This window comes from Pseudoalteromonas sp. UBA6610 (assembly GCF_002433295.1).
GTDB lineage: Bacteria > Pseudomonadota > Gammaproteobacteria > Enterobacterales > Alteromonadaceae > Pseudoalteromonas > Pseudoalteromonas atlantica.
The window spans coordinates 1-10,909 of the sequence record NZ_DJHW01000048.1; the positions used below are offsets into that span (position 1 = coordinate 1).

Annotated in this window: 7 protein-coding genes; 5 read left to right on the top strand and 2 right to left on the bottom strand. The window is 41.5% G+C overall.

Annotation, left to right across the window (positions count from 1 at the left end; all coding sequences use genetic code 11):
* Position 1: 1 nt before the first annotated feature.
* The gene (locus B4F91_RS06245) at positions 2-493 is read left to right on the top strand and encodes a CinA family protein (protein WP_004586192.1); all 492 of its coding nucleotides are present in this window, start codon (positions 2-4) and stop codon (positions 491-493) included.
* 65 nt (positions 494-558) lie between these two features.
* Entirely contained in the window at positions 559-1,602 is a 1,044-nt protein-coding gene (gene recA / locus B4F91_RS06250; RefSeq protein ID WP_004586193.1) for a recombinase RecA, read from the top strand.
* A 334-nt stretch (positions 1,603-1,936) separates the two neighbouring features.
* Here recA and B4F91_RS06255 read toward each other — a convergent pair whose 3' ends face one another.
* The gene (locus tag B4F91_RS06255; protein WP_096739201.1) at positions 1,937-4,063 is read right to left on the bottom strand and encodes a TonB-dependent siderophore receptor; all 2,127 of its coding nucleotides are present in this window, start codon (positions 4,061-4,063) and stop codon (positions 1,937-1,939) included.
* A gap of 405 nt (positions 4,064-4,468) precedes the next feature.
* On the bottom strand, positions 4,469-5,638 hold the full coding sequence (locus B4F91_RS06260; RefSeq protein ID WP_004586195.1) for a DcaP family trimeric outer membrane transporter: 1,170 nt from the start codon (positions 5,636-5,638) through the stop codon (positions 4,469-4,471).
* A gap of 420 nt (positions 5,639-6,058) precedes the next feature.
* Between B4F91_RS06260 and acs the strand changes: the two genes are divergently transcribed.
* The 3 genes from acs (at position 6,059) to B4F91_RS06275 (ending at position 10,658) form a co-directional block, all read left to right on the top strand.
* Positions 6,059-7,999, top strand: coding sequence for an acetate--CoA ligase (gene acs / locus B4F91_RS06265; protein ID WP_264390008.1), 1,941 nt, complete (start codon positions 6,059-6,061; stop codon positions 7,997-7,999).
* Positions 8,000-8,103: 104 nt separating this feature from the next.
* Positions 8,104-8,754 (top strand): response regulator transcription factor, encoded by a 651-nt coding sequence (locus tag B4F91_RS06270; RefSeq protein WP_024033108.1) that lies wholly within the window; start codon positions 8,104-8,106, stop codon positions 8,752-8,754.
* Between the two features lie 308 nt (positions 8,755-9,062).
* Positions 9,063-10,658: an AbgT family transporter gene (locus tag B4F91_RS06275; protein ID WP_096041267.1), complete on the top strand. Its 1,596-nt coding sequence runs from the start codon at positions 9,063-9,065 to the stop codon at positions 10,656-10,658.
* Positions 10,659-10,909: the final 251 nt, after the last annotated feature.

The window sequence follows — 10,909 nt, forward strand, 5'->3', positions numbered from 1 at the left end:
TATGGAATTACATCAAGAGATTAAAACACTTGCTGCGCAATTGGGCGTTATTTTAACGGATAAACGCTTATGGATCACTACCGCTGAATCATGTACTGGTGGCGGAGTGAGTTATGCGCTTACAGATACGCCAGGTAGCTCAGGTTATTTGGGCCGCGCATTTGTTACTTATAGTAATGAAGCTAAGCATGAACTGCTTAATGTGGCCAATACTACGCTAGAGCAATTTGGTGCGGTGAGTGAGCAAACAGTAAAAGAGATGGCTTTTGGTGCCGCAAGCGTTGCCAAAGCTGATGTTGCCGTGGCAATTTCGGGCATTGCTGGGCCAGGTGGCGCTACGTCCGATAAACCAGTTGGCTTTGTATGGTTTTGCATACAAATTGCCAATGAACAATTTACGTTTAAGCAAATATTTAACGGCGATAGAGCGCAAGTTAGAATGCAAGCTATTGAATTTGCATTGAAAAGTACGATCGAGAAGATAAAATTATAAATTTCACTTGATACTGTGATTTCATACAGTATACTTGTTCGCATTAGCCGGATTTGGAGAACAGAATGAACGATAATAAACAAAAAGCGCTGGACGCTGCACTATCACAAATTGAGCGTCAATTTGGTAAAGGATCAATTATGAAACTGGGCGATAACAAAGCCCTAAATATTGATGCTGTATCTACAGGCTCACTTGGGATTGATATTGCTTTAGGCATAGGCGGTTTGCCTATGGGGCGTATTGTTGAAGTGTATGGCCCTGAGTCTTCAGGTAAAACAACGCTTACTTTGCAAGTTATCGCGCAGGCTCAAAAAGAAGGCAAAACATGTGCCTTTGTTGATGCTGAGCATGCTCTTGATCCGGTATACGCACAAAAGTTAGGTGTTAACATTGATGAGCTGTTAGTTTCTCAGCCAGATACCGGTGAGCAAGCACTAGAAATTTGTGACATGTTAGTACGTTCAAGTGCTGTAGATGTTGTTATTGTCGATTCTGTTGCTGCGCTTACACCTAAAGCTGAAATTGAAGGCGACATGGGCGACTCGCACATGGGCTTACAAGCACGTTTAATGTCGCAAGCACTACGTAAGCTTACAGGTAATATTAAACGCTCAAATACGCTATGTATTTTCATTAACCAAATTCGTATGAAAATTGGTGTAATGTTTGGTAACCCTGAAACAACAACCGGTGGTAATGCACTTAAGTTTTACGCGTCAGTGCGTATTGATATTCGTCGAATTGGTTCTGTAAAGGAAGGCGATGAGGTAGTCGGTAACGAAACCCGCGTTAAAGTAGTTAAAAACAAAGTTGCACCACCGTTTAAACAAGCTGAGTTCATCATTATGTATGGTGAAGGTATTTCTAAACAAGGTGAGTTAATTGATTTAGGTGTTAAGCACAAAATTGTTGAAAAAGCAGGTGCTTGGTACAGCTACAATGGCAATAAAGTAGGCCAAGGTAAATCAAACTCTATTAAGTTTTTGAAAGAAAACGTAGAAATTGCAGATGAAATTGAAGGTAAGTTACGTGATATGTTGCTATTAAAAGCAACGGTTGAGCCAGAAGATGGCGAAGACGTATTAGGCGCTGAGTCTGACCTTTAAGTGTAAACGTTCTCTAAGCTTGATTTGACCCGAGCTTTAAAAGGCGCTAACCAGCAGTGGTTAGCGCCTTTTTGTGTTTAAAGCACACTAAAACTATAACCTTACAGGCTTTAATAGATGCAGTTTAAATAGCGCTTAGTCATATTTATAGTGAGGCTGGCTAACAAGTACGCTTTTTAATTGAGGCGCGTAATAAAAGATGGTATTGCAATTACTTTGCATAAGGTAGATAGCGCAAGGAGGGTGATAAGCGCTTTAACTTAAAGGGGCTTAAAACAAAAACGGCACTAAAAAGTGCCGTTTAAATTTAAAAGCCGTAATTTAAAAGAGCGACTTATAGCTGCCAGTTTACCGATAGCGCATAGTTACGCGGCGCACCGTAATAACCTTGAGCCCAGTATAGGCTGTGTAGGTATTTTTCATCTGTGGTGTTATTAACGTTAAAAGTAACCCCAACGTTTTCTGTAATTTTGTAGTTAGCCATTAAATCAAGAATACCGTAAGCATCTTGGTTCGTGGTTACAAGTGCAGCGCCGGTTGCATCTTCAACTTGTACGCGGCTAACCGAGTCTTGCCAACGATAATTTGCACCAAAAGTTAAGCCTTCAACAAATGGTACTTGGTAAGTTGCAGCCAGTTTTAGCTGGTTCTCTGGCGTGTAATCTTCAACTAAATCATCACCATCAATACTTAAATTACTAAAGCTGATGCTTGCACTTAAATCCTCGGTCACTTTACCACTTAATTCAATTTCAAAACCGTCGCTGGTGATACCATCAGCACCATAATAACGAGTATCGCTTGGTAATGAATCAGGTAATGCAACCGCTAGGTTTTCTTGTTTTGCATCAAAGTAAGCAAAGGTTACAAATACTTGGTCGTCTAAAAGCTGTGCTTTTAAACCAATTTCGCTACTTTTACCTGTAATTGGCGCCAATTGCTCAGCATTAATATCAAGCTCTTTTTGTGGCACAAAGGTCTCTGTGTAACTTGCGTAGGCTGAAAGCGATTCATTAAAGTCATACACAGCCCCCACATACGGGATAACTTCGCTGTCGTTACGTGTTTGTTCTACACCATAAGCAGTGCCGGATGTTTCCCAATCAGTGTAACGTACACCTGCTAACACACTTAGCGGAGCGCTTAATTTAATGCGAGTAGACATATAAGCTGATTGCTGTTTGTTTTCTATGTCACTGCCATTTAAGCCATCAGCAAGGGTTGCTTCAGGTACTACGCCATCCCATGTATCAAGCGAAGGCATTGCTGGGAAGCCGTTGCCCGTGGTGTAATCGTAAAGCGACTGTTCGTTGTAATCCATTTTTGCTTGGCTAACACCAAATGACAGGTCGTGCTCTTGGCCAAATAAATCAAATTTACCGCTGGCGTATAAATCAAATAAATCGTGCTTATCTTCGTAGTCGTAACGGCTTGCGTAACCGGTTAAACCAAGGCCAGTTTCGCTATCTGGTGTGCCATATACGTAAAATAGTTCCGAGTCTTGCTCGTTTTCTATGTGTGCGTAACGCGCTGTTGCAACCCACGTAGCCGATAGGTTTTGCTCAAGTGTTACATATACTTGCTCTGCGCTGTTATCCCAGTAAGACCAATCAGATGCCGTACTTGTAGAGGCGTCGTAGTTTGTTGCTGTGCCATCGGTGTAATAAAGAGGGAGTGCGCCCCAAAGTGGGCTATCGGCATCTTTTTGTTGGTTAACATAGTTGATGCTTAATGTCGTGTCGTCGGTTAGCTTGCCTTCGTAAGCAAGATAAGCAATTGTTTTATCTGTTTCGTAACGATCTAGGTATGACTCCGCTTTTTGCTTGGTAAATACGGCGCGCACAGCGTGGTCGTCGTTAATTGGCGTTGAAACATCTACTTCTAAACGCTTGTTGTTCCATGAACCATACGATGCAGATGCATGCGCTTGAGTTATGTAAGTTGGTTTTTTTAATACCATATTTACGGTTGCAGATGGGTTACCTGCGCCAGTCATAAGGCCGTTTGCACCACGTACAATTTCTACACGGTCGTAAATAGACGTATCTAAAGTGCCCTGAATAGAGCCTGAGCTTTGAGGGATACCTAAACCATCAACCTGAAAGTTTGTTATTTCAAAGCCACGGGCTTTAAAATAAGTACGGTCAGTTTCTATTTGTTCTACAGTTACACCGGGGGTGCTCTCTAGCACTGAGTTAATATCATCTAGTGAAAAATCATCCATTAAAGCGCGAGAAACAACAGAAATACTTTGTGGGGTTTCTTTGATTGTTAGGCCTAATTTTGTAGCAGATTGCGCATCTTCTGTGATGTAGTTTTTATGATGCTGGCCATATACTGCTATTTTTTCTAATGAGTCATCTGTATTTGTTGTAGTTTCTTGTGCAAATGCATGACCAGATAAAACAAGTGAAGTAATAAGGCTTAGCTTAGATAAACGCAAAATTTGTTGGGATGACATGTGTTTTTCCAATAGGTTCAAAAAAGAAGTGCATAACATAATCTAAATGAGAGTGATTTTCAATAACATGTTTGTTGTTTGTGCAAAATAATTAGTAGTTATCCGAAATTGTGGGAATTTAGTGGATTTTAGCAACTAAATAGCCGCTTAGTTTAGCGCTAAGGTAATACTCCTTAATCGCAAAGAGGGTGCTATTTCTGTACAAACTTTTATCTGAGCTCTTCCAAATGCTGCTATTTAAGCTTGTTTAAGTGCTAACCGTGTTTAATTTACTGAAAATCTCAGACAAAAAAGCACCCTTAAATACCATTACTACCACAGTACTATTAAACCTTTTAAACAGAGTTCAAGTTGTATAGCTAAAAAAAGCGGCCTAAGCCGCTTTATTGTGATCACTATGTTTAATTAAAAATTGTATTTTACAGAAAATTGTAAGCGCTCTAAATCACCGTCAATACCACTTTCTGTTTCGCGCTCGGCATGTTTAAACTCTGCACCAAATGTTAAACGCTTAACCGGTGAGTATAAAATGTTTGCACTAAAGCTTTGGCTTGATTCAACAGGGTCGCCTGATATTGTTAATAGATCGGTGTTGTTGTCAGCACTAAAGAAAGAATATAAAAAGGTTGAGCGCCACTGGCTTGTCCATTTATGTTGATAAGCAACAAAACCAGATGTTGAGTCTATTGCATCAAGCTCATCGCCATTAAGCACTGCACCATGGGCAACATTTAAGCCCACGTAACGACCAAGGCCTTTACCTTGAGTAAGCATAAATTTAAGGTAATCTTCGCCAAAATTTACACGGCCTGAAGCGCTAATACCAAACGAGGTTTCATCAGCGTCAACATCGCCTACTTTATAAGTAAGTTGGCGAGCAAGAGCTGCAACTACAAAGTTACCCCAATCGGCATTGTGTGTGTAGCGCGCAGTAAAATCAGGAAGTGACGCATCATCTGTTTCTACACGAGCGCCACCTTGTGTGGTAATTGTGCTTTCTGGGTTTTCTAGTGAGAACGACCAAGCACCGGTTGTGTACTTAATTTGCGTTTGGCGAACAAAAACAGTGCCTTCAGCAGGGCCTACAAAATCAAGTGTTTCTGCAAGTGCACCCACGTTTTGAAAGTTTGACCATGTTTGACCAAATAACCAGCCATCGTAAGTTACAAATGCATGGCGAATACGTGGTGCATAAGAGTTTGATACGCGCTCGTTACCGCCAGGGGCCGATGCTAAAAAGTCTAACTCAATTTTAGTTTTAACTGTTTTACCGTTATCCATTAACGTTGACGTACCAAAGTTAAAACGTGACTCACGTGCATGCATATCAAATACGGCATCCGAATCATCGTCATCGCCTACTGGCAGTGTGCTTGGTACGTAAAAATCACGCCCTACATTTGAGCCATCAGGAGCGCCTGCAGAGTAATCACTCCACATTGTATCTAGCTTAATGTATCCGCCGTAAGTAAATTCGGTGTTACCTACTTTAGCTGCAGTTGCCGCATAAGCTGTGCTTGTTAAAGCACATAATACAGCACTCGCTGCAAGAGTTTTTAATGGGGTAAATTTCATTGTGGTGTCCTTTAAAGGCTACTTGTTGTTTGTTGCTTTTTAAACGTTCAAATGTATTACTTGCTACAGGTATTACTTACGAATAAAAATTTATTTATCTTGCATCACGCTATGAGTTCGTTAAATAAGTGTTTAACTTGCATGGCTGCATCATTATTTTTTAATGTCCGAAAACCACTTTTAAATATGTGCAAAATTTACTCAATTACCTATTGGTCTATAAGACAAAGGTTTAAGAGTAATTCAATGGCCACTTACTTATATTTAACATACTGTATTTCTATGTAAAAAAGTCATGAGCGGCGAGATTATAAACCACAAAATGTTAATTAGAAGGGTTGTACAACTAAGGTCTAATACTTAATAAAGTACTGCTGAGTAATCCTTTAATCATGGCAAGTTATTAAAATGGAGACTGAGATGTCACAAAGTATCTATCCTGTTCCTGCACATATTGAAAAAACGACGTTAGTTGATAACGAAAAATATAATACACTCTACAAACAGTCGATTGATGACGCACAAGGGTTTTGGCGTGAACATGGCCAGCGCTTAGATTGGTTTACTCCGTATACTAAAGTAAAAAACACCTCATTTGATAAAGGCCATATCGATATAAAATGGTACGAAGATGGCGTTTTAAATGCCTCTTATAACTGTATTGACCGCCATTTAAAAACCAAAGCCGATAAAGTTGCGCTTATTTGGGAAGGAGACAACCCAAACCAAAGTGAAAATATTACCTACCAACAATTACATGATGAAGTGGCGCGCTTTGCTAATGGTTTAAAAAAACTGGGCGTACAAAAAGGTGACCGAGTTGCTATTTATATGCCGATGACGCCGCAAGCCATTTACGCCATGCAGGCCTGTGCACGTATTGGTGCTATTCACTCGGTTGTATTTGGTGGTTTTTCTCCCTCTGCCATTGCAGATCGAATTAAAGATTCAGGCGCTAAAGTGGTGATCACATCCGATGAAGGCCGCCGAGCTGGTAATTGTGTTCCTTTAAAAGCGAATGTTGATGAAGCCGTAGCACAAGAGTCGGTGACAAGCATTGAACACGTTATTGTACATCAGCTAACCGGTGGCGAAGTTGATTGGAACGAGCACGATATTTGGTGGCATGAGCTTGTTGCCGACCAACCGGCGCAGTGCGAACCGGAGCCAATGAATGCAGAAGATCCACTCTTTATTTTATATACTTCGGGCTCTACCGGCCAACCAAAAGGGGTTGTGCATACTACAGGGGGTTACTTAGTTTACTCATCAATGACCCACGAATACGTATTTGATTTACAAGAAGACGACGTATATTGGTGTAGCGCCGATGTAGGTTGGATCACCGGCCACAGCTATATTGCTTATGGCCCACTGGTTAATGGCTGTACGCAAGTGGTATTTGAAGGCGTGCCGACCTACCCAACCGCAGGGCGCATGGGGGAGGTGATTGATAAGCACGGCGTAACCATTTTATACACTGCACCAACCGCTATTCGAGCGTTAATGGCTAAAGGCGATGAGCCAACCGCATCATCTAATCGTCAAAGTTTACGCATTTTAGGCTCGGTGGGTGAACCCATCAACCCTGAAGCATGGACGTGGTATTACGAAAATATTGGTAATGCTAATTGCCCAATCGTAGATACGTGGTGGCAAACCGAAACGGGCGGCATTATGATCACCCCACTGCCTGGTGCCACCCAAACTAAGCCAGGTTCAGCAACGCATCCGTTTTTTGGTATTGCGCCGGCTCTATTTGATGCAGAGGGTAATACACTAGAAGGTGCCGTTGACGGTAATTTAGTGATATTAGATAGCTGGCCTTCACAAGCGCGTACTGTTTATGGCGACCACGAACGTTTTGAACAAACCTATTTTAGTGCTTACCCCGGTGTTTACTTTACAGGTGACGGCTGTCGTCGTGATGAAGATGGCTATTACTGGATCACAGGGCGTGTTGATGACGTGCTTAATGTATCAGGGCATCGTTTAGGCACCGCTGAAATAGAAAGCGCGCTGGTTGCTCACGAAGCTGTAGCAGAGGCCGCCGTAGTAGGTTATCCGCATGATATTAAAGGCCAAGGTATTTATGTTTACATTACGCCAAATGAGGGCGTTACTGTAAGTGATGAGCTGACAACTCAAGTCCGTAATTGGGTACGTAAAGAACTAAGTCCAATAGCTTCCCCTGATATGATTCAATGGTCGCCAGGCCTACCAAAAACGCGTTCAGGTAAGATTATGCGTCGAATTTTACGTAAAATAGCCGCAAATGAACACCAACAGCTAGGGGATACATCAACACTTGCAGACCCAACCGTGGTAGATGAGCTCATAGAAAACCGATTAAATCGTTAAATGCGCGTTAAAAACTTGATTACAAGTTGATTCTAAACGTAGTATATCGGCTGTCAGTAAGTACTTTATACCTTATTGGCAGCCGAATTTATTAGGAGCGAACCATGAGTCAGTTTTTAATAGCGGATGATCATCCGTTATTTCGCGAGGCACTAAAAGGAGCATTAAGTGCTAAGTTTGACGATTTAGAGGTATTTGAATCATCAGATTTTGACAGCACACTGCAAGTGCTTAGCGAACAAGAAGATCTTGATATATTACTGCTAGATTTACATATGCCAGGTAATGGCGATTTATATGGCCTGATCCGCATTCGCGAAGACTACCCAAGCTTACCCATAGCGGTTGTCTCAGGAAGTGAAGACATAAACATAGTGTCTAAGGTAATGGGTTATGGCGCAATGGGCTTTATTCCTAAGTCATCATCTTCAGATGATATTGCTAATGCTATAAACCAAATACTAGAAGGCGATACGTGGCTTCCAAAAGAGTTAGAAAATAAAGTAGCCGAAATAGAAGGAGAAGACAGAGAAATTGCCGCGCAGGTTGCATCGTTAACGCCGCAGCAATATCGTGTATTGCAATACCTTCATGAAGGGTTACTAAACAAACAAATAGCGTACGAACTACATATTTCTGAGGCAACAGTCAAAGCACACATTACCGCAATTTTTAGAAAACTTGGCGTTTATAACCGTACCCAAGCCGTTCTTATTGCCGCTAAATTACAACTAGAACCAATAGAGCAAGCTTAAAATATTAAAAGCGCTAGAATTTGTTTATCGTTTAAAAATAAATTTACAGCCGTATGTTTGGTGTTTAGGCAAAGCCGTGCCTAGCTAATGAGCTTATTGCCTGTTAATAGGTGATAAGCGCTTACAAATACCAGATATGCGCTGCTCTGGGTGATATGGCAAGACTGAATAAACTTCAATCCACAAAAGCCAATACACTCAAGCAGCGCTTTTTAAACTTAAAACCTACACGTTATTTACCTTTTATACATGATCTCTTTTGCAAACAATGCTAGGTTAGCGCAATTTTGTAATTTATAGAGCCAAGTATGACAGACTCCACACACTCACCTAATAATCAACCTAAAGACAATAACGGCTTATTTAATCGCTTTTTAGCAACCGTTGAGTTTTTAGGAAATATGCTTCCTCATCCCATTACTTTATTTGCGATATTTGCGGTTTCAATTGTGCTAATAAGTGGTATTGCCGATTGGTTTGGGCTAAGCGCAATTGACCCAAGACCGATTGGGGCAGCAGGGCGTGCGCCTGATGGAGTAATTGAAGTTGTTAGTTTACTCAGTGCTGAGGGGCTACAGCGTATTATGGCTGGCTTGGTTACTAACTTTACCGGTTTTGCGCCTTTAGGCACTGTTTTAGTGGCACTACTTGGGGTAAGTGTTGCAGAGCATTCAGGGCTACTCTCTGCTGCTATGCGAGGCATGGTTATGGGCGCGTCAAAGCGTTTAGTTACCTTTATGGTGGTGTTTGCGGCCATAATGTCTAACACAGCTTCTGAGCTTGGCTATGTGGTTTTAATTCCGCTTGCGGCCATGATATTTCATAGTTTGGGACGCCACCCTTTAGCTGGCTTAGCGGCTGCCTTTGCCGGTGTTTCTGGCGGCTATAGCGCTAACTTACTACTTGGCACAATAGACCCATTATTAGCAGGTATAACTACGCCTGCAGCACAAATGATTGACCCAACGTACGAGGTTGGCGCCGAGGCTAACTGGTATTTCATGATGATATCAGTATTACTTATCGCCGCACTGGGTACACTCGTAACCGAAAAAATAGTAGAGCCGCGTTTAGGTAAATATAACCCCGATGAAGCCAGTATCGACTTGTCACAAAACAATATTGATACACTTACCACGTTAGAAAAAACCGGTCTAAAATGGGCGGGCGTTGCTCTATTAGTGGTGCTGTCGTTATTTGCTTGGACGATTATTCCTGCCGATGGCATTTTACGCCACCCAGAAACAGGCCAAGTGGCAGGCTCGCCTTTTTTAAAAGGAATAGTCGCAATTATATTTGTAACTTTTAGTGTGCCAGGCTTTGTTTACGGGCGTGTTGTTGGCAGCATGAAAAACGATAAAGACATTATTAACGCAATGAGCAAAAGCATGAGCTCAATGGGTTTATATATAGTATTAGTATTTTTTGCAGCCCAGTTTGTGGCCTTTTTTAAATGGACTAATTTAGGCACTATTTTGGCAATTAATGGTGCAGCACTATTACAAGCGTTAAACCTTACCGGCCCAGAAGTGTTTGTATTGTTTATATTAATGTGTGCAATGGTTAACTTGAGTTTAGGATCGTCATCGGCGCAGTGGGCGATTACGGCCCCTATTTTTGTGCCTATGCTTATGCTAATTGGTTACGCGCCAGAAACCATTCAAGCGGCGTACCGTATTGGTGACTCTGTGACTAACTTAATCACCCCAATGATGAGCTATTTTGGCTTAATTTTAGCGGTGGCAGTTAAATATAAAAAAGACATGGGTATAGGGACGTTAGTGGCCACCATGCTGCCATACAGTATTGTGTTTTTTATCGGTTGGGTCATTTTATTTTACGTATGGGTGTTTGCTTTAGGCTTGCCAGTAGGGCCTGAATCACCTATTTATTACACACCTTAATGGTGGATGCCAATTTACAATTAATTACGGTGTCGGATCAAACACAGCTACAGCTAATATCTGACTCTAATTAAGCTGTTAGGCATAAAAAAGCCAGCAAAAGGGGTACACCCTATTGCTGGCTTTATAGTATGTAAAAAGGGGTCTTAGCTAAATACCACGGTTTTATTACCGTTAATAAATAGTTTGTGTTCAGAAGCTAGTTGTAAGGCTTTACTAAACACGGTTTTTTCTACGTCTTTACCCATTTT